Raw genomic sequence first — 19550 nt, forward strand, 5'->3', positions numbered from 1 at the left:
CGTTAGTTTCAACCATACTCCCTGAAAAAACTTCTGAAACTAACATATATGAAGAAACTGTTGCTCATACGCCATGCTAAAAGTAGCTGGGATTTTTACAACGAAGATTTTGACAGGCCACTAAACGACCGCGGGCATAAGAACGCACCGGAGATGGCTAAAAGGCTATTGAAGCAGGATATAAAAATCGATGCCTTTGTTAGCAGCCCTGCTGTAAGGGCTCTTTCCACTGCAGAATATTTTGCAAAAGCCTATGATGTTAAGTCAAAGCATATCATAACCATTCCTTCGCTCTATCATGCTGCGCCAGAGATTTTCTATTCAGTAATAGAAGAGCTGGATGATGAGCTGAAAACAGTTGCCATATTCTCTCATAACCCTGGGATAACAGAATTTGCCAACGAGCAAACCAACACCCGCATAGACAACCTGCCCACATGCGGCATATTTGCCATCAAAGCTGATATTAAGCATTGGACAGAGTTTCGGAACGGAGATAAAGATCTATGGTTTTTCGACTACCCTAAGTCCGGCAACTGACCGGTTTGCATTTCGCTTATAATTTACCAGGAACACGCCAGTAAAGATGAGCATGCCTGCTATCCCTTTTTGTATGGTAAAATCTTCTCCTAGAAAAACCATAGCAATAACTGCGGCGAAAAATGGTTGGGTGTAAATGTAGTTTCCTGTGACGGCGGCGCCTAAATGCTGCAATGCATATATGCTAAACAGGTAGGCAAGGAAAGTAGCACCAATGATGACAAACGCTAATGAAAACCAGCCGATAGGCGGAATGGCTGCCCAGTCTACTGCTACAAATTGGTTCCACCCGATGGGCAAAATGAAGAACATACCAATAGTGAAAACCCAGCGCAGCACATGTATTGGTGAATACGCTGCCATCAATGGGCGAACCAGCACCATATAAAAAGCATAAGAGATAGCATTCATCATGATGAGCAAATCGCCTAACACAGGATCGGTGGCGGTTTTCATTTCCTGCCGCATAAGAATAAGAAAGGCAGCACCGGATATTCCCAACAACATTCCAGCAACTGTCTTTTTACCAAGCCGTTCTTTTAGTAGCCATGCTGCTATAAGGGTTATAAAAATAGGAGAGGCCAGCATCAAGAGTGAAGCATGAATAGAAGAAGTGAGTGAAATGCCTTTTACAAAGAGAACCTGGTTGATAGCTACACCTGCCAGTGCGCAAATAATAAACCTTCCCCAGTCTTTTCGGTTGATAGCTGCATTGGATGGTTTAAGCGCAAATAGTATCCAAAACAAAATGACCGTTACGCCCACCCGTGCCACATTGAGTCCAAATGGCGCAATGTACTGTGGTGTAATGATCTTTATAAAAGAAAAACTTGCGGCAAAAATAATGTTGGCTGCCAGCGCTGCTAAATGTGCATTTCTCGTCTTACTCACTCATCCTGCTTTGCCGGCAAAGGTAATTGTTCATCTTCTGCAGCTGCAGCAAGTTCTGAAAGTAAATCATCAATTACGGGTTGATAAGCGTCCATATTCATTTCCGGGAAAGCAAAATTTTTCTTCTTTGCCTCTTCCAGTGCTTCGTGGAGATTAAAAGCATCCTGATTGTATGTAAGACACCAGCCCTTGCCGCGCAGGTATGTAGCCAGGTATTCCTGTTCTGTTTGCCCGGGCGTAGGAATAAGAATGGCTTTTTTTTGAAGTTTACAAAGATCCATGACGCTGCTATAGCCACTCCTACACAATACTACCCGCGACTGCGAAATAGCATTGTTCAATTTTTCTGAAGCAAGATGATTGACAACCTCTGCAGTTTCCAACTTCAATTCATCTTTAGAGTGTGGTAAGCCTCTTACAAGTAAAATCTTTTGACCCGATGGTAGCTGGCGTATAACCAATTCTTCCAGGAGTGTGCGTTGTGGTTCTGGTCCTGAAAGCAAGACCAATAAGTCGTATATATATTGCAATGGTGACTTATCGATCATCCGCGACAGTGGACCAATAAAATGCACAGGGATTTTCGGAAGACTAGCTGGATGGGAAAGTGTTCCTGCAAGATTTTCTTTTTCACCATCAGGGACCCAGCATTGTGAAAAGTTATTGATGTAACGATACAGGACTTTCTGTATCCATTCTTCTGCCCAACTATATGGCGCTTTTACCTGGAGTTGGTGAGTGATGATGACAGATGTACATGATGAACTATAGAGACCATACCTGTTATCTGAAACTACAAGGTCTATCTTCCTTCGTTTCAACAGTTGTTGCAACCATACATTTTCTTTATTTATAGAACGCAGAATTTTAGGTAACTGTGTAATAATTTTTACAGAAAACCAGCGTTTCGAATTTGAGTACCTGATCCTGTAACCTTCTAATGGCAGTATCTCCACGCCAGGGAATTCCTTTGCTAACAAGCTTGCCTGTGCACCTTCTGCTGCTAATATAACATGGCAGCCCTGCTGTTGAAAATATTTCACCAGCGGAATACAACGGGTGCTGTGTCCTAAACCCCAGTCAAGTGGTGCGACGAGAACAGTAATGTTAATTTTTCCACCAACCACTTTGGGACCTTATTTGTGTGTTTTTAAAATTTACCTTTCAGATCGTATGAAGAAGCTGAACCAAATATCCGTCTTATTGTTTTTAGTAGCTACACTAACCATAAGTGGTTGTGGTGTATTTGGAAAATCAAAAGGTACCCGTGGATGTGGCTGCCCCAATGTTTTTAAAAAATCAGTAGGATAAACGGGTCATCCAAATATCTGGCACGTTATTTATCCGTTTTTAAGAAACTTGTTATTATGAAATCTGCAAACAGAGATCTCCTGGTGCTCTCTAAGAAGGCCGCTCTCGATCCTTCGCAGCTTGAGCAGGAAGTAGCACAGCTCCATCAGATTCTGTTTCATACAGAAACACTTCGGAACTTTTGTATCGTGACAGAGTTGATAGATATAAACAGGTATAAGATCATAAATAAACCACACAAACTAGAACGATTTATCCGGGAGCACAGCCTAAAACCTTTTCAATTTATTTTCAATAAAAACTAAAGACCTGCAAATGACAGGTCTTTAGTTTTTATTGAAATCTCTATAACTCGTTATTGAAGTTTTGCAAGTGCTTGCTTAAGTTTCTCCAACATCTCATCTATCTCTTCTTTTTTACAAGTACCCACACTCAGCCTGTACCATGGAGAATGAGCATCGGCTCCAAAAGCATAGAAAGGCACTACTGCCAGTTTAGCCTCACTTAAAAGATAAGCCGTAACAGCAGATTGATCTTGTAGGGTAGTACCATCTGCGGTAGTTTTTCCTGCAAGGTCAAATTTTATAGTAAGGTAAATGGCTGCCTGCGGAACCACTGCATCTACAGCAAATCCTTCTGCTTTTAGTTTTATGAAGCCATCATAGATCCTTCTAAGACGTTCTTCCAGTTCTGCTTTGAAATGCGTGAAGTATGCTTGCAGCTCATCTTTCCTTGATAAATAAGCAGCTGTAGCTTTTTGTTCTGCCATAGGGGCCCATGCGCCTATATGGCTCAGAATAGATTTCATTTTACCGATGACATAGGCCGGTCCCATAGACCAACCCACTCTTACCCCGGTAGCTGCAAAGGATTTTGAGATGCCACCAACATAGATCGTATAATCTTTCATAGCCGGGCGAAGCGATACCGGCGAATGGTGCACTGTATCACCATAAGTAAGCGTCCAGTACATCTCGTCGAACATTACGTAGAGTTTCTTTTCATTCTCGCCGCGTTTGCTGTTCTCTTCCAGTACCAGGTCGCAGATCTTTTCTAATTCTTCTTTGCTATGTGTAGTGCCGGTAGGATTTTGAGGTGTGCACAGGCAAAGCAATGTAGCTCCGGGAATATGCGGTGCCAGGTCTTCGGCTGTAGGCATGAAAAGATTTTCCGCCTTTGCTTCTATTTTACAATGCTGGCCTTCGTTCATGTGCACGTAGTGATTGTTATTCCATGAAGGAACAGCATAGATCACTTTGTCGCCTTTGTCTACAATAGTTTTAAAAATGGTATAGATCAATGGCCTGCCGCCTGCTGCAATAAGTATTTCATTGGTAGAATAGTCAAGCGACTGGGCTTCTTTCAGGTATGAAGACACAGCCTGTCTTAACTCAGGTATACCATCAGCTGGAGGATAATTCGTATAATGTTTCTCGTATGCCTTTATGATCTCTTGTTCAAATCCCTGGGGAATAGGAAAAATGGTAGGATCAAAATCGCCGATAGTGAAGTTGTAGATTTTTTCACCATTGCGAATGCGTTCGCTAATTGCATTTCCAAGCTTCACGATCTCTGATCCGATCAGTGTTTCAGAAAGTTGGCTTAATCTCATTGTAGCCTGATGATTTTAATTTGTGAAGCAGGCAAGATATAAAAGAGTTTCCAGTTTGGATTTTCGAAAAACGGTAATGAATACGACGTCCAAGAAGCAAAATTTTAGGGAGAACCAATATATACAGGCTCTAAAACAACAAAAAGCCTCCAGTTTTGGAAGCTTTTGTATAATTCATATTTCAAGTTTACGACCCGCCTTCAGTGGAAGGCTTCTTGTTGTATTCGGTCTCTGCTTTTTTTGCTTTTTCAAAATCTAAGATCACTCCATTGATGCAGTAGCGAAGTCCTGTGGGTGGTGGGCCATCTTCGAACACATGACCTAGATGCGCTTTACAACGACCACATTGTACTTCTGTTCTTACCATACCATGCGAATTATCTGGTGTATAGATTATGGCCGATTTGCTGATGGGTTCGTAGAAGCTAGGCCATCCGCAGCCGCTTTCAAACTTTGTATCACTCTTAAAAAGTGAATTGCCACAGGCGGCGCAATAGTAAGTTCCAACTTCTGTGAAGTTTTCAAACTTACTGGTCCATGGACGTTCAGTGCCTTTTTGGCGCGCTATATAATATTCTTCCGGTGATAAGATCTGCTTCCATTCAGCATCTGATATTACCACTTTACTGGAATCGTTTCGGTTGTATACCGGGTTTTTCTTGTGTTCAGTCATAATTACTTTTTTACCTGGTGATGGTGTCTGGCTGTAACAGCCGCTTGCAAGGGTGATTGCTAAGATTATTAAAGAGAATTTCATACCAAAAGGTTTGCGTTGCTAAAGGTACGTGGCATCATTCATCATGGATTTACATGGTATGCTAAAACGGCTTTTCACGCGGTAAAGCGACTGTTAAACGTTTTATAACGCTCTACCCTTATATTTGCTGCTCATTTAAGGTTTCCCATTTAATGTTCAATATTATTTTATTTGGTCCTCCCGGTAGTGGAAAAGGTACACAAAGCGAGAAGCTTATAGCTAAGTATGGTTTTAAGCATCTTTCTACAGGCGATCTTTTACGTTCTGAGATATCTTCTCAAACACCGCTTGGTCTTGAGGCAAAAAATTTTATGGATAAAGGCCAGTTGGTACCCGACGAGGTGGTGATTGGTATGATCAGTACAGCTTTGGAACAAAATCCTGGCGTGTCAGGTTTCCTGTTCGACGGGTTTCCGCGTACGCAGGCACAGTCTGAAGCACTCGATAAACTTCTAAAACTAAAACAGACTGCTATTGGAGTAGTGTTGGCTTTGGATGTATCGGAGGAAGAACTGGTAAAGCGGCTTCTAAATCGTGGTATCACCAGCGGACGTAGCGATGATAACAATGAAGAAGTGATACGCGCCAGGATAGTGGAATACCATAAAAAAACATCGGCCGTAGCAGATCACTACAAGCAATTTGATAAAGTGGTGCATATACCAGGAGAAGGATCGGTGGAAGAGATATTTGAAGCCTTGTGCGCTGAAATTGATAGCCGTCAATAAATACTTAACCCTTGCAAATGCAGGGGTTTTTTTATTCCAAAAACTTTCTTTATGATCCAGGAAAAAGCTGCCTTTCTCAAAGATCAATTGGTTCCGCTGCTTCAAAACCTCGATCCTGCACAAAAGCCTAATTGGGGTAAGATGGATGCTCAGCAAATGGTAGAGCATATGGCTGATGCTTTTGCAATAGCTAATGGCAACCAGGCAATGCCACTACATACTACCGATGCAGACAGGTTGCAGAAGATGCGTGCTTTCATTGTAAGTGACATACCTTTCAAGGAAGGTACCCGCAACCCAATAATGGCTGAGGAGCCTGTTCCTTGTAGGTATGAATCTTTTTCGCTAGCTATAGAAAAACTGGAAATTGAACTGCAACAATTCTTTTCTGTATACGAGAAAGATGCAGGGCTGCAAATTCTTAATCCCGTATTTGGTGAGTTGAACTACATGCAACAAGTGCACTTGCTTCATAAGCACGCTGTGCATCATTTAAAGCAGTTTGGTTTGCTGTAAGTTTTCCTGCTGACAACCATCAGTATCATTTCCAATTCTCATCATCATTTTGCGGTACTGGCAATAGTAGTTTTAGATGACTAATACTGCAGGTATGAAAACGATTGTAATTGCCACCGATTTTTCGCACGCCGCTAATAATGCTACAGCATACGGCGTAGCGTTAGCCAAAGACATTGGAGCAGAAGTGCTGTTGCTACATGTATGCACTCCATTGGCCGCAAGTGCCGATATGATACGCATAACCAGCGACCAGGAAATGCTGAATGATAGCCGTCAACTATTGCAAAATCAGGTGATAAGATTTGCTGGAAGCGAAGTGAAAATAACAGCGCGAAGTGTTCTGGGAAGTGCCAGCTCTATGATCATTTCCATTGCGCAGGAAGTAGATGCAGCGTGGATCATAGTAGGTATGAAGGCAAAAGACAAATCGCTGCGCAAGATATTTGGCAGCACTGCTGTTTCCCTGGCAAGGCATATGGCTATGCCACTTATCATAGTACCGGAAAATGCAGCCTATTATCCTTTGAGTAAAATTGCTTTGGTAAACGACCTGGAAAAACATTCTGATGTGCATGCCCTGCCGCCATTACAAGCCTTAGGAAAAGATTTCGATGCTTATATGTTTGTCGTAAAAGTGACACCGAAATCAAGCAAAAATTACAATGATCCGCGGCTTTTACCCATCCGTTGGCATCTTAAAGAATTGCATGCTTCTTACGAATTCTTAAACGACCTGGATATAGCTACTGCAGTAAACAATTTTGTGGCGGACAATGATATCGATATGGTAGCTATGGTAGCCCACCAGCATACATTATTGGAGCGGATCTTTATTCATAGCCACATCAAGGAAATGATCTATCATACATCTGTTCCTTTTGCTGTATTGCCCGAACAGCCAACTGCAACCAACGACCTTACCTACAGATACAACTTCAACCTGCGCGTAGCGCACTAGGCAAGCAACAAGCACAAAAAAAGTATGGTCAAAAGGCCATACTTTCTTTATGAAGTGCTTTAAGCTAACTGGGGTTAGTTGTGCAGGTTCTCCAACTTCTTTTCGTTGATGATGGTGATGGCTCCTCCTTCTATTTCTATCAGGTGCTCACTTTTGAAATCACCCAAAGTGCGAATGAGAGATTCTGTAGCCGTGCCTGCTATGCTGGCAAGATTGTCGCGGGTAAGATTTATCCGGTAGTTTTCGTTTCCATTCTTGTATTTCTTCTGCAGCATGATGAGTGCTTCAGCTACTTTTTTGCGCAGCGAATTATATGCTAAGCCAGCCAGGTGATCCTCTGTTTCCGAAATATAGGTGGCCATCATTTTTATAAAACATGTAGAGAAGGCGTGGTCGCCGGAGATCAGTACTTCAAATTCGTGGCGTGGAATGATTGCTAGCTCCGTGTCTTCCATAGCCTCGGCAGTTTCCTTATACTTGCTATTCTCCAGTAAAGCACGGTAGCCTAAAAAGTCGCCTTCTTTATACAAGCCTATTACCAGTTCTTTACCTTCTTCATTTGTCTTGAAGGTTTTTACTTTACCTTTTTTGATGTAAAAAAGTTTTGCAGGCCTGTTGCCTTCCAGGTAAACCTGCTGCTTTTTCTTACACTTCTGTATCTCCCTGTGGCTGGTAAAATTCTTCAGCATATCACCCTCACCCATGTCTTCGTACATAGCAGGATGATAATTTTCCAGGTTGACGTGCAGGTGATTCTCTTCAGCTTTTTTTAGACGTGTTTCTATTGCGTTCAGTAGTTCGGTGCCGGTAAAAGGTTTAGAGATATAATCATCAGCACCAAGTTCCATAGCCTTTCTATAATCATTTCGCTCGGAGCGTGCTGTAAGAAAAATGAAGGGGATATGCTTTACCTGAGGATTTTTTCGCAACAAGTGAAGTACACCATATCCATCAAGTGCGGGCATCATGATATCGCAAACTACCACATCAGGAATTTCTTTTAGAGCCACCGAAATTCCTTCCTTACCATTAACAGCCGTTGATACAGCGTAGCCTGCTAACTCAAGGATCTCAGCAGTATTTTTTCGTATATCATCATTGTCTTCTATTAGTAATATTTTCTTCACTCGCTGTAAGATTTAGATATAGCAGCAACATAGCAGCGGCTAATTGTGTGAAAGGCTTAATTCAAAATGCGCAATATTCGATGGCAGTAAAAGTAGATACAAGCGCTACTTGCAGATAATGAGAAATGTCAAAAGCTTAGTTGATAATTGTCATCAAAAAAGGCAGCCACTTGTGTGACTGCCTTTCATTGTTGGTGTTTTGTATAAGATCATTTATTACCTGCTAACATAACCAGGTGTGCGTATTGCCGCAAACTATCATTCGCTACCAGCTGAATATTGCCGCCTGTTTCTAATACTTTTTCTGCAACTTCATCTGCTGCATCTGTAATATAAAACTCGTGGTTGTACGATAGTGGCAGGTGATACAGGTTGTCTGATAAAGTATTCTTCCTGTTTGGATATGTATAACCCATTTCAGCCACCAGTAAAGAACCTTTCTTCTTGCCTGCTTTCCAGATGTTCTGGCTTCCCCACGATAGCGTTTTATTGCATCTTGCTTTTTCTATTTTACGCATCAGCAACTGCAGCTGCAGTTTGCTCCAATCGCGTAGGTGCGGCTGCATTGCTTCTGCAAGGTTTTCTTTTGCACAACCAGGAGCAGGTAAAAAATTGAATGCAGCTATGCAATGTTTATTGGCTGTTGCGAATTTGAAATACTCCACTGTCTTTTCTTCACCCATTACAAAAACCGGGTAAGGGTGCGATTCCATGATTTGAGAAAGTTCCAGGTCAAGCTGTAGCAACTGCTGATCAGCAGCATTGAGCGGTAAATAAGAAAGCGGGTAGTGTAGTCGCTGTGGCAGAACTTCTCTTTTATTAGCAAGCTTATCTTGTTTTATCAGTTGCAGCGATTGATCATTTCCTACGTATAGAGCAGCACAATCATTTTTAAGAACAAGCAATAAAAAGTCTTTCTTGCTCATCTTGTTTTTAGCAATGTCAAGCAATTTGAATTTCTTATCAATGATCACTTTGTCTGAAACTTCAAAATCGAGATAAATAACTTTCTCGCATACAGGCGATACAAAAATGGCGATGCTTTTCTTATGCGTATAGAAGTTCAGGTTGTTCACCACGTTTTGCAAACGAATAAATACAGGCAATGCCTGCTGCATACTGTACTTAGAAAGAATTTGCGCTTCTGCTTTTTTTAGTGCCGACTTTAGCTGTTGTTCTAAGTGAGATTTGGGTGTAATGACCGGGTGGAATGAAAGCGTGATAACAACTTCGGGAGTGAAAGAGATGGAAGAGATAGCCAATCCTTCCTTCAGCGATGGCAGGGATAGATTCATGAGAAGCATTTATGGTTATAAAATATTAGATACACGATCAAATCAACCTTAGGCTCCTTTCCTCTTTTACCTGGCAATTAGATCCACGCTCACATCATCGAAACTTATACAAACGATAACTGCAGTACTTTCTTAACCAAGGTTCCTGCTGAATCACGACAATAATCATACCTTTTACTAATATGAAAGGTGCGGGGCTGGAAATACTTTAATGTTATCAATTAGTTTTTACAGCTGGAATAAAGAAGATATTCCACCTCACTCTGTTTTTTGATTTGTTTCTGCTGTGCCTCTTCTTCAGCTGCAATAGCTACCATAGGAGAAGGAGCCCATTATCATTTTAAAATCATCTTGACCACAATCATCTATCTCATTGACCATCCTCATTATTATGCGCTTCTCACCGTATTAATTTTGTAGTGTTGATCTACTAAAAACAATGTTATGAACAGCTTAAGCAAAACCCTCCTTGCATTTACAGCAGGTGCACTAGCGGGAGCTGCTGCAGGCATTTTATTAGCCCCTGCAAGTGGTAAAGAAACCAGGGAGTTATTGGCTGATAAGTGTAAGGTGTTTGAAAGCGACTTCAAAGAGTTGCTGAGTTGCTGCTCTGAAGCAACTGCAAAAAACGAAAAACAGGAACCAGAGGTAGAAACAGTATAAAAAGAAATAGAGGTAATGATCTCTCTAGACTTACTGGCAAGGCAGGGGCCGCAGCCGCAACTGGAAAATAAAGTAGTTGAAACGTAAGAAGACTGATGATTACCATAACAGAATAACGAACCAACAGTAGCTAAAGGTGATGAAGTATTAGTTTAAGTATAGTTTTGATAATGGAAGAAAGGAAGGCGCCTGCATTTGCAGGTGCTTTTTTTTATGCGGGAATGATTTTTAATATCTAGGAATCATCAACATGCAACTGCTAAAAAGAAATGATCATTGGATAAAGACGCTGGCCCGTACAGGGTTAGTAGCTAAAGGAGTGGTTTATTGCCTTACTGCCATTCTCACTATTATGTCGGCATTACAAATGGGCAATGCATCTTCCGGCGATGCTGATAAAGGAGGCATTTTTAAAATGGTACACGAGCAACCACTCGGTAAAATTCTACTTTCCATTATCACAGTCGGCCTTATCTGCTATGCAGTATGGCGTTTGGTAATGGCTTTCAAAGACACTGAAGACAAAGGCAAGGACTGGAAAGGACTGGGGCAAAGAGCAGTTTATTTTTTCAGCGGAGCGGTTTATTTATCTATTTCTGTGATAGCAGGAAAATTGATCCTTAACAACACCCAAAGTAGTGGGAATAGCCGCCAGCAACTAGCCCGGGAATTATTGGATAAACCAATGGGTGTATGGTTGGCTGCAGCTGTTGCCATCAGCATGATGGGCGTTGGCATTTACCAGGTATACCGTGCTGCATCTGGCAAATACAAGAAGTATGTAAAAGCCGGCATGCACTCCAACAATAACGAACGAACCATATTGATCAGGTCTGGCCAGCTAGGCTATACTGCTCGTGGAATAGTATGGCTGATAGTAGGCTGGTTGTTTTTAAAAGCCGCCACATCTGCTAATGCAAATGAAGCCGGAAATACTGGTAAAGCTTTCCAGTGGCTGCAGTCCAGCTATGGCAATATCTTACTGTTTTTAGTGGCTGCAGGTTTGTTTTGCTACGGCGTTTTCATGTTTATGCGGGCAAAATACCAACCTATTCATACCAGCTAAAACTTAGCTGAAGGATGAACGGTTAAATATAATTGTAAATGATCACATCTTTCCTGTTGTACTTCTTAGTTTTGCTCCTCCAGAAATTTACAATTATGAAGTTCTAATTATGTCAGCTCGTTTGTAGCTGGCGCTCCTCATCTTCTTCTAATAGTAGCCTTAGAGGCTATTCTTACCTGTTTAATCATCTAAGAACTTTATCTAATGGACGGTCATAGTGTTTCAAAAAGGAGAAGTCTCTCCTCTATATATCATTTTATCAAACTGTCGTTAAAGGGGAGCAACGAAGACTTTACCCAAGGCAGCATTCGCCGTGCTGTGTTTATGCTTGCCATCCCGATGATATTGGAAATGGTGATGGAGAGTGTGTTTGCAGTAGTTGATATATTTTTTGTAGGTAGGCTGGGTGCCGATGCCGCGGCAACAGTAGGGCTTACGGAATCTGTTCTCACACTTATATATTCAGTAGCTATAGGATTAAGCATGGCTGCAACAGCTATGGTAGCGCGCAGGGTAGGAGAAAAAAATCCGGAAGGAGCATCAAAAGCTGGTATGCAGGCAATTGTGCTTGCATTAGCTTTCACATTGGTCATATCTATTGTAGGAGTAGTATATGCAGCGGAAATATTGCAGCTGGTGGGTGCACCTGCTTCTGTACTTGCTATTGGTGTGCCTTATGCACGCATCATGTTTGGCGGGTGCGTGGTCATCATCATGCTATTTCTTATCAATGGCATCTTCAGGGGTGCAGGCGACGCCAGTATTGCCATGCGCAGTTTGTGGATAGCCAATATCTTCAATATCATTCTCTGCCCAATAATGATTTATGGCATCGGCAACTTTGAAGGTTTTGGACTAACAGGAGCAGCCATTGCAACCACCATTGGTCGCGGCACTGGCGTGCTTTACCAGCTGTTTCACCTGTTCAAGGGAAACAGGATACTTAAAATGAAAATAAGCTACCTGTTGCCAGACTGGAGTATTCAAAAGTCACTGCTGAATATATCTTCTACTGCTACTTTACAATTTCTCGTTGCTTCGGCAAGTTGGATATTCCTGGCGCGCATAGTAGCCAGCTTTGGAAGTACAGCCATTGCAGGTTATACCATTGCTTTGCGCATCATTATGTTCTTTCTTTTGCCTGCATGGGGACTTAGCAATGCTGCTGCCACCCTTACCGGTCAAAACCTTGGAGCCAATCAACCTGAAAGAGCAGAGGCTAGTGTATGGAAAACTGCACAGTACAATGTGATATTCATGAGCGTGGTTACCATCATCTTCTTGTTTTGGGCAGCGCCAATTGTTTCGTTGATAAATACAGATGCAGGTGTAGTACGTATAGCCACACAGGCTTTGCGTGTTGTAAGTCTTGGCTACATAGCTTATGGTGTTGGTATGGTGCTGATGAATGCTTTTAACGGTGCCGGTGATACACGTACCCCTACATGGATCAACCTGTGTGGCTTCTGGGCCTTCCAGATACCACTGGCATATATACTGGCAAAGACGCTTCAGCTTGGTCCTTTGGGTGTGTTCCTTGCTATAATTATTGCCGAATCAGCTATTACGGTTGTTACCTATTTCATTTTTAGGCGCGGAAAGTGGAAGCTGGTTAAGATCTAAACAATTACCTATTTAGAGGGTTAATTGAATATGAGCTGCTGCTTTTAGCTGGTGCAGTTATTTTTACAATGGCATTAGATACAACAAACTTCAGAAACCAAAACTATGGCCCACACTCAAATAGACAATGACAAGATACGCCAGGTGTTCTTTTTACTATTCCTGATCTTTCTCTTCATTTTCCTGTTTTTGCAAATGCGTTCGTTTTTACCGGGCTTTTTAGGTGCCATTACTTTTTATATGCTGCTACGCAAATGGATGACTTACCTGGTGGAGAAGAAACGGTGGAAGAAGTCGTTGGCAGCTTCGTTATTGTTGCTCTTGTCGTTCGTTATCGTGTTGGTGCCAATTATTGTAACCATCAATATCTTATCAGAAAGAATAGGCAATGCCATTCACAACAGTAACCAGATAGTGGATGCAGTAAATGCATTTGTAAAACGATTAGAAGCCCGCTTTGACATTTCGATCATGGGAAGCCTGAACCCTGGAAACGTAAGCGGTGCAGTTGCCAATTCTTTACGCGGGGTGGTTAGTGCTACATTCAGTTCTATTACCTCGATAGCGGTGATGTATTTTATTCTCTACTTCATGTTGGTAAGTAAACAAACGCTGGAGAAATGGGTGTATGAGTTTATGCCTTTAAAAGATGAGAATGTACATGTGGTAGGTACTGAAATGAAAAGCCTTGTGATTTCTAATGCACTGGGTATTCCGCTGGTTGCTATACTCCAAGGTATAGTAGGCTTGATAGCTTACCTTATTCTTGGTGTGGATGATGTTTGGTTTTGGTTTCTTTTTACGTGTATAGCTTCTATGCTTCCTTTTGTAGGAGCTGCCCTGGCTTATGTGCCTTTATGCATCATACTGTACATGGGCGACCAGCATTGGCAAGCGATCTTCCTGCTATTTTATGGTTTTGGCATCATAGGTACAGTAGATAATGTCTTTCGTTTTATGCTTCAAAAGCGGATGGGAGATGTGCATCCGCTGATCACTGTATTTGGCGTCATTATCGGTATCAACTTATTTGGTTTCATAGGGTTGATCTTTGGACCTATCCTCATATCCATGTTTATCTTGTTGGTTAAAATATACATGAGCGAATTTGTTAGGCGTAGACAAACCGCAGAGAACCAGCTAGAAGTGTAAATTTTTTCTCATCTCGGGGAATTTTAACTTGGCTGGCCACAATAATCTTTCTACTTTGGATGTTACCTATATGAATTTATTCACCTGGAAAATCCCTCAGTAGAGAATGATACAAATGAAAAGAATGGTTTACGGGATATTACTTGCTGCGTCAGTAGGTTTCATTGTTCCCGCAAATGCTAACAACAATCCTGATCCTAAAAAATTCCCATCGCTACTTTCTTCTCCATCTGATGCCCCGGTAATCAGGCGTGCTGCAGACTCATTGTATAATATCATTGGTTTGGGCATGTATGGCCTTGAGCGGGAGGTTTTCTTTTCTGCTTATAAAGGCTTGCAATACTTGGACAACCAGGACAAACTAAAAAAGCCAAACCTGTTGACCATATGCGATTACAGTCAGAGCAGCAACAACAAACGCTTGTACGTGATAGATGTAGTGAATGCCCGCTTGCTATATAACACCTATGTTTCGCATGGTAAGAACAGCGGCCATGAATTCGCTACACGTTTTTCAAACATTGCGAACAGTAATCAAAGTAGCCTTGGTTTCATGGTAACGGCAGAAACCTACAATGGCAAAGCCGGTTACAGCATGCGTTTTGATGGTATGGAAAGAGGAATCAACGACAAGGTGCGTATGCGTGATATCGTATTCCACGGTAGTCGTTTTGTAAATGAAAATACTATGATAGATAGGGGGTTGATCGGTAACAGCCTTGGCTGCCCTGCTGTTCCTTATGGTATTCACACCCGCATCATCAACGAAATAAAAGGCGGTAGCTGCTTCTACATTCACTCGGCTGATCAGTTGTATGCACGCACTTCTTCTGTATTAAATGCTCGTTTCGATCTTGAGCCTGAAGCACTGGCAATGCAGCAAAACCTGCCGCTACAGGCCGAAGGAAACCAACTGCCGGTTATTCAAACTGGCGCCACTCTTACGCATAAATAATCTTTAGATACTTAATTGAAAAAGACCACAGCGATGTGGTCTTTTTTTATGTGATGAACCAATAGGCAACTAACTGGCTAAGCCCACCAATGATGATACCCCAATACACTTCGGCGGGGTGATGATCGGATACAATCAATCTTGCACTACATACTAGTCCAGCTACTAAAGTGGTAACTGTGATGGCCATACCTATAGGTTGGCGTGTTGCAATGGAAAGCAAGATCATAAAGGCTGCAGCGCCACCTACACCCAGTGCATGCATGCTGATCTTAAAGTAGTTGTTGGCCATTAGAGCCGCGCTGGTACTTAAAAATATACCCAGGAACAAAAACACCATAGCAGGTGGTGTGCCTGCCAGGTTTTTAGTGACATAGAAAGCCCAAAAGAAATAAATGATGGAGGACACATACGGGATGATCCTTTCTTTTTGTGTTCGCAGGAAAATGGAATCGGCAAACTTTAACCGCCACAACAAAAACACTGTAATGCCAGGGAAGAATGCAGTGATTATGAACACAGACACCAACCGCAGGATCTTTTGTTTTTCATCGAAAACAGCAAACGCATATGGATGCTGGAAAATGATATATGCCGCCAGGTAAGTAGGAATGAAAAGCGGGTGAAACAGGTAAGAAAGCACTTTCGCCAGGGCCTTCAGCCAGGCAGGCTGCGGCAGAGGGTAAGTAATCTCATCTTGTATAGAAGTCGTTTGCAAGAAGTAAAGTTTCTGGTGTTTGCAATTGAAATGTTCGCTGCAAAAGAAGTCAATTTTATTGATGCAGGCGAGGAGAACAGCTTTGAAAGGATGATCTTCTTAAAGGAAGAGAAACATTTTATATGTTAGAAGGCAACTGTTGAAGTTGAAGCCCATCAGAACCTTAAACCTTAAACCTTACAACTGCTTCCGCAGCCTTGCTACCGGCAGGTTCAATTGTTCGCGGTATTTGGCTACGGTACGGCGTGCAATGTTATAGCCTTTCTCCTGCAGCATGTCGGTAAGTTGTTCATCGCTCAGTGGCTTGCGCTTATCTTCAGCTTCTATCATATCGCTTAAGATCTTTTTCACTTCGCGTGTACTTACTTCCTCGCCGCTATCTGTACTAAGTGATTCGCTGAAGAAAAATTTTAGTCTATAGGTTCCAAACTCGGTTTGTACAAATTTGCTGTTTGCCACACGGCTCACGGTGCTGATGTCAAGACCTGTCATTTCAGCAATGTCTTTCAGGATCATCGGCTTCAGCGTAGTCTCATCTCCCGTAAGGAAAAACTCCCTCTGGTAGTTCATTATGCTTGACATGGTGCCGATGAGCGTCTGCTGGCGCTGCTTTATCATATCGATGAACCACTTGGCAGAGTCAATCTTTTGCTTGATGAACAGAACCGCTTCCTTCTGCCTTTTATCTTTCTTAGTACCCTTCTCGTAATCCTTCAGCATGTCGCGGTAGCCTTCGCTGATGCGCAGGTCAGGAGCATTTTTACTGTTCAGCGTTAGCTCCAGCACCCCGTTGTTGTTGTAAATAAAAAAGTCAGGAACAACATAGCTTTCCGCCTTATTCATGCCGCCAATGTTTCCACCCGGCTTGGGATTCAACTTGATGATCTGGTTGATGACATCTTTCAGCTGCTGGTCGTTTAACCCAAGGCCGCGTTGTATTTTCTCGTAGTGCTTCTTTGTAAACTCGTCAAAATATTTCTCCAGCACCTGTACAGCCACTCCCACTTCTTTTCCTTCACGCAGCTGGCGGTTCAGTTGAAGTAGCAGGCATTCTTTCAGGTCGCGGGCACAAATACCCGGCGGATCAAACTGCTGTATCTGTTTGATCATTGTTTCTATCTCAGCCTCGGTTACGGAAATATTTTGGCGAAAAGCAAGATCATCTGCTATGGACGAAATTTCGCGGCGCAGGTAACCATCGTCATCTATGCTACCTACAATTTGTTCAGCCATTTTATGCGTTCGCTCATCCAGCTCCATCATTCCAAGCTGGGTTATCAGCAGGTCGTGAAACGAAGTTTCTACCCGGATCGGGATCACTTTTCCTTCATCAGCCTCAGGATAATTATCATCGCGAAGTTTATAATCACCAACTTCATCATCACCTTCTGTTACATACTCACTGATGTCTATATTGTCATATTCATCAGCAGCTGCTTCTGCTTCATAATCCTCATCACCTTCATTGGCAAATTCATCTTTCAAGTCAGTGTCATAGTCGTCATGCCCTTCTTCTCCTTGCTCAAGCGCAGGGTTTTCTTCTAATTCTTCTTTTATTCTTTCTTCCAGGTTTGCAGTAGGTACCTGCAGCAATTTCATCAACTGAATTTGCTGTGGAGATAGCTTCTGTAGTAGCTTTTGTTGTAATGATTGACTTAAAGACATTCTGTATTATTCTTCAGCGAAACGCGAAAGTCGGTATTAAGATGTTTTAATTTTCCCAAAACTGACTTTTTTGGCCTAAACATTGTGGCCGCCCTTCTTGCAGTAAAATTAATGACAAAATACCAGCACATGCGCAGCCGCTTCATTTGTTTCTTCATTATTTTATTAGTATCTAAAGAAGTGGCAGCGCAATACCCTCGTACAGCACTACCAAGTATACCTGACAATCGTTTTACTGCATTAAAATCAAGTAAAAAGGACACCTCTTCTAATAGGATAAAGAGGCTGGACCTGCATCCATTTACTGTTTTACCTGCAGCATATTATACCACCGGCTTAAGTTTTTTCTGCAAAAAGGAGTTCCTACTGGAAAAGGCTACATGATTGCGCTTACGCTTTAGGCTTGGCAGCCTGGCGGAAGCAAATAAACTGGAAGGGAAGGAATAAAAAAAGGTGCTGGTAACAACCAACACCTTTGATAATTATATCAAGAACATTTGGAAAAAGGCTGCTTAGGAAGCAAGCACCTTTTTTACTGCAGTTACTATTTTTTCTCCTTTTTCCTGTACCTGCTCTTCTGTCCACAACAGGCTTATAGCAGTAGAAATGCAGCGGCCCATAACGGCATCGCTGGCAGGAAATGCATCAACAGTATATTTTTTAAGTTGAGCTACAATGGCTTCAGGTTGTTTGTTCAGGAAGTCAGGATTGCGCAGGTGGTCCCACTTGCGGATGTAGTGCCAGTTGTTGTTGTACCAGTAAAAGTTACCGCCTAAGATGCCCTGTGCTTTTAGTTCTTCCACCACAGCCTGGGTGATTTCAGCTGAGGGTAAAAACCAGCTGATGAAAGTGCAGCTGTCTCCTGCAGGATCTGGCACTACACGGAAAGTGATTTCAGGCACTTGCTCCAGTATCGACTTCAGGTGGGCGTGGTTCTTCTTTTGGATTTCCAGGAACTGGTCCAGCTTGCGGATCTGCGCCAGGCCAACAGCAGCATGCAACTCACTTATCCTGAAGTTGTAGCCAACAAACGGATGAAGGTCAGCACCGCGATCAACACCTAAATGGTCGTGCCCGTGATCCTGGTAGCCGTCACATTTTATATAGGTGTCTTCGTTGTTGGTCATTACAACGCCACCTTCACCGCAAGTAATTGTTTTTACAAAATCGAAACTAAAAGTACCGGCATCGCCTATGGTTCCTAATTTCTTGCCTTTGTAGCTGGCGCCAATGCTCTGGCAGGCATCCTCCAGCAGCAGTAAACCATGTTCTTTACAGATGGCTTGTAATGCATCCATATCGGCCATGCTGCCACACATGTGCACCGGCATAATGCATTTGGTGTTTGGGCTTATAGCTGCTTTTACAGCTGCAGGATTTAGGGTAAGTGTTTCATCTACATCTACCAGCACAGGAATGGCGCCAACAGAAAGAACAGCTTCAAAACTAGCTACGAAAGTGAATGCAGGCATGATGACCTCATCGCCGGCACCAATGCCCAAGGCAGCCATAGCGGTAGTAAGGGCTGCTGTACCGCTGCTAACCAACTGCGCATGTTTAGCGCCAAAGGTGTTGCAGATCTCAGCTTCCAGTTCTTTGGCTTTCCAATTTCCCTGGCGTTGAGCATCAAAGCCGTAACGCATTAATATACCTGTTTCTAAAACATCGTTTACTTCTTTGCGCTCTTCAGCGCCCCATAATTCAAAGCCTGGCATAGATTAGAATTTAAGAGGGGCAAAGGTATGGTGGATAGTGGATACTTGATTCTGATATTGATAGATGAATAGGTACTTTAAGATAAGGATACTGGATGCTTAATGCTGGATCGAAGATCAGTCGGATATGAGGTGAGGATGCTGGAAATTTGATACTTGATTCTGATATTGATTGATGGATAACTACTATAAAAGGTAAGGATTATAAATTCTTGATACTAGATCGAAGATCGCTCGGTAAGTGCTGAATACTAC

At 42.4% G+C, this 19550-nt stretch carries 19 protein-coding genes; 10 read left to right on the top strand and 9 right to left on the bottom strand.

Features of this window, described 5'->3' with window-relative positions; translation table 11 throughout:
• Nucleotides 1-48 precede the first annotated feature (48 nt).
• On the top strand, nucleotides 49-540 hold the full coding sequence (locus J4N22_RS00810) for a SixA phosphatase family protein (protein WP_207491715.1): 492 nt from the start codon (nucleotides 49-51) through the stop codon (nucleotides 538-540).
• Here the strand turns inward: J4N22_RS00810 and J4N22_RS00815 are convergent.
• The 4 genes from J4N22_RS00815 to msrB form a co-directional block, all read right to left on the bottom strand.
• Complete coding sequence (locus J4N22_RS00815) at nucleotides 505-1431, bottom strand: EamA family transporter (RefSeq protein ID WP_207491717.1); 927 nt, start codon at nucleotides 1429-1431, stop codon at nucleotides 505-507. The two genes, J4N22_RS00810 and J4N22_RS00815, sit on opposite strands and share 36 nt — an antisense overlap.
• Nucleotides 1428-2558, bottom strand: coding sequence for a glycosyltransferase (locus J4N22_RS20180; protein WP_207491719.1), 1131 nt, complete (start codon nucleotides 2556-2558; stop codon nucleotides 1428-1430). The genes J4N22_RS00815 and J4N22_RS20180 overlap by 4 nt, the downstream gene beginning before the upstream one ends.
• 539 nt (nucleotides 2559-3097) lie before the next feature.
• Nucleotides 3098-4354, bottom strand: coding sequence for a pyridoxal phosphate-dependent aminotransferase (locus tag J4N22_RS00825; protein WP_207491721.1), 1257 nt, complete (start codon nucleotides 4352-4354; stop codon nucleotides 3098-3100).
• A gap of 187 nt (nucleotides 4355-4541) precedes the next feature.
• Complete coding sequence (gene msrB, locus J4N22_RS00830) at nucleotides 4542-5111, bottom strand: peptide-methionine (R)-S-oxide reductase MsrB (RefSeq protein WP_207491723.1); 570 nt, start codon at nucleotides 5109-5111, stop codon at nucleotides 4542-4544.
• A gap of 152 nt (nucleotides 5112-5263) precedes the next feature.
• On the opposite strand from msrB, the gene J4N22_RS00835 reads away from it, so the two are divergent.
• The 3 genes from J4N22_RS00835 to J4N22_RS00845 all read left to right on the top strand — a co-directional run bounded on the left by J4N22_RS00835 (nucleotide 5264) and on the right by J4N22_RS00845 (nucleotide 7316).
• Nucleotides 5264-5839: an adenylate kinase gene (locus J4N22_RS00835; RefSeq protein WP_207491726.1), complete on the top strand. Its 576-nt coding sequence runs from the start codon at nucleotides 5264-5266 to the stop codon at nucleotides 5837-5839.
• Between the two features lie 51 nt (nucleotides 5840-5890).
• Nucleotides 5891-6355, top strand: coding sequence for a hypothetical protein (locus tag J4N22_RS00840; RefSeq protein WP_207491728.1), 465 nt, complete (start codon nucleotides 5891-5893; stop codon nucleotides 6353-6355).
• Nucleotides 6356-6449: 94 nt separating this feature from the next.
• Nucleotides 6450-7316 carry a universal stress protein gene (locus tag J4N22_RS00845; protein WP_207491730.1) on the top strand — a complete coding sequence of 289 codons (867 nt, stop codon included), beginning with the start codon at nucleotides 6450-6452 and terminating at the stop codon, nucleotides 7314-7316.
• Between the two features lie 74 nt (nucleotides 7317-7390).
• Here J4N22_RS00845 and J4N22_RS20185 read toward each other — a convergent pair whose 3' ends face one another.
• Together J4N22_RS20185 and J4N22_RS00855 are read right to left on the bottom strand one after the other, a co-directional pair.
• Nucleotides 7391-8443 carry a response regulator gene (locus J4N22_RS20185; protein WP_207491732.1) on the bottom strand — a complete coding sequence of 351 codons (1053 nt, stop codon included), beginning with the start codon at nucleotides 8441-8443 and terminating at the stop codon, nucleotides 7391-7393.
• 209 nt (nucleotides 8444-8652) lie between these two features.
• On the bottom strand, nucleotides 8653-9738 hold the full coding sequence (locus J4N22_RS00855; RefSeq protein WP_207491734.1) for a baeRF3 domain-containing protein: 1086 nt from the start codon (nucleotides 9736-9738) through the stop codon (nucleotides 8653-8655).
• Nucleotides 9739-10182: 444 nt separating this feature from the next.
• Between J4N22_RS00855 and J4N22_RS00860 the strand changes: the two genes are divergently transcribed.
• The 5 genes from J4N22_RS00860 (at nucleotide 10183) to J4N22_RS00880 (ending at nucleotide 15197) form a co-directional block, all read left to right on the top strand.
• On the top strand, nucleotides 10183-10401 hold the full coding sequence (locus J4N22_RS00860; protein ID WP_207491736.1) for a YtxH domain-containing protein: 219 nt from the start codon (nucleotides 10183-10185) through the stop codon (nucleotides 10399-10401).
• Between the two features lie 250 nt (nucleotides 10402-10651).
• Nucleotides 10652-11467 (top strand): DUF1206 domain-containing protein, encoded by an 816-nt coding sequence (locus tag J4N22_RS00865; protein ID WP_207491739.1) that lies wholly within the window; start codon nucleotides 10652-10654, stop codon nucleotides 11465-11467.
• A gap of 204 nt (nucleotides 11468-11671) precedes the next feature.
• Nucleotides 11672-13090, top strand: a complete 1419-nt coding sequence (locus J4N22_RS00870; RefSeq protein ID WP_207491741.1) for an MATE family efflux transporter — start codon at nucleotides 11672-11674, stop codon at nucleotides 13088-13090.
• Between the two features lie 105 nt (nucleotides 13091-13195).
• Complete coding sequence (locus J4N22_RS00875) at nucleotides 13196-14242, top strand: AI-2E family transporter (RefSeq protein ID WP_207491743.1); 1047 nt, start codon at nucleotides 13196-13198, stop codon at nucleotides 14240-14242.
• A gap of 124 nt (nucleotides 14243-14366) precedes the next feature.
• Nucleotides 14367-15197 (top strand): murein L,D-transpeptidase catalytic domain family protein, encoded by an 831-nt coding sequence (locus tag J4N22_RS00880; RefSeq protein WP_207491745.1) that lies wholly within the window; start codon nucleotides 14367-14369, stop codon nucleotides 15195-15197.
• A gap of 46 nt (nucleotides 15198-15243) precedes the next feature.
• On the opposite strand, the gene J4N22_RS00885 is transcribed toward J4N22_RS00880, so the two are convergent.
• Entirely contained in the window at nucleotides 15244-15915 is a 672-nt protein-coding gene (locus J4N22_RS00885) for a hypothetical protein (protein WP_207491747.1), read from the bottom strand.
• Nucleotides 15916-16092: 177 nt separating this feature from the next.
• Nucleotides 16093-17580: an RNA polymerase factor sigma-54 gene (gene rpoN, locus J4N22_RS00890; RefSeq protein WP_207491749.1), complete on the bottom strand. Its 1488-nt coding sequence runs from the start codon at nucleotides 17578-17580 to the stop codon at nucleotides 16093-16095.
• 111 nt (nucleotides 17581-17691) lie between these two features.
• On the opposite strand from rpoN, the gene J4N22_RS00895 reads away from it, so the two are divergent.
• Nucleotides 17692-17964, top strand: coding sequence for a hypothetical protein (locus tag J4N22_RS00895; protein WP_207491751.1), 273 nt, complete (start codon nucleotides 17692-17694; stop codon nucleotides 17962-17964).
• Nucleotides 17965-18092: 128 nt separating this feature from the next.
• On the opposite strand, the gene J4N22_RS00900 is transcribed toward J4N22_RS00895, so the two are convergent.
• Nucleotides 18093-19295 (bottom strand): DegT/DnrJ/EryC1/StrS family aminotransferase, encoded by a 1203-nt coding sequence (locus J4N22_RS00900; protein WP_207491752.1) that lies wholly within the window; start codon nucleotides 19293-19295, stop codon nucleotides 18093-18095.
• Nucleotides 19296-19550: the final 255 nt, after the last annotated feature.

This window comes from Aridibaculum aurantiacum (genome assembly GCF_017355875.1).
Classification (GTDB): Bacteria; Bacteroidota; Bacteroidia; order Chitinophagales; family Chitinophagaceae; genus Segetibacter; species Segetibacter aurantiacus.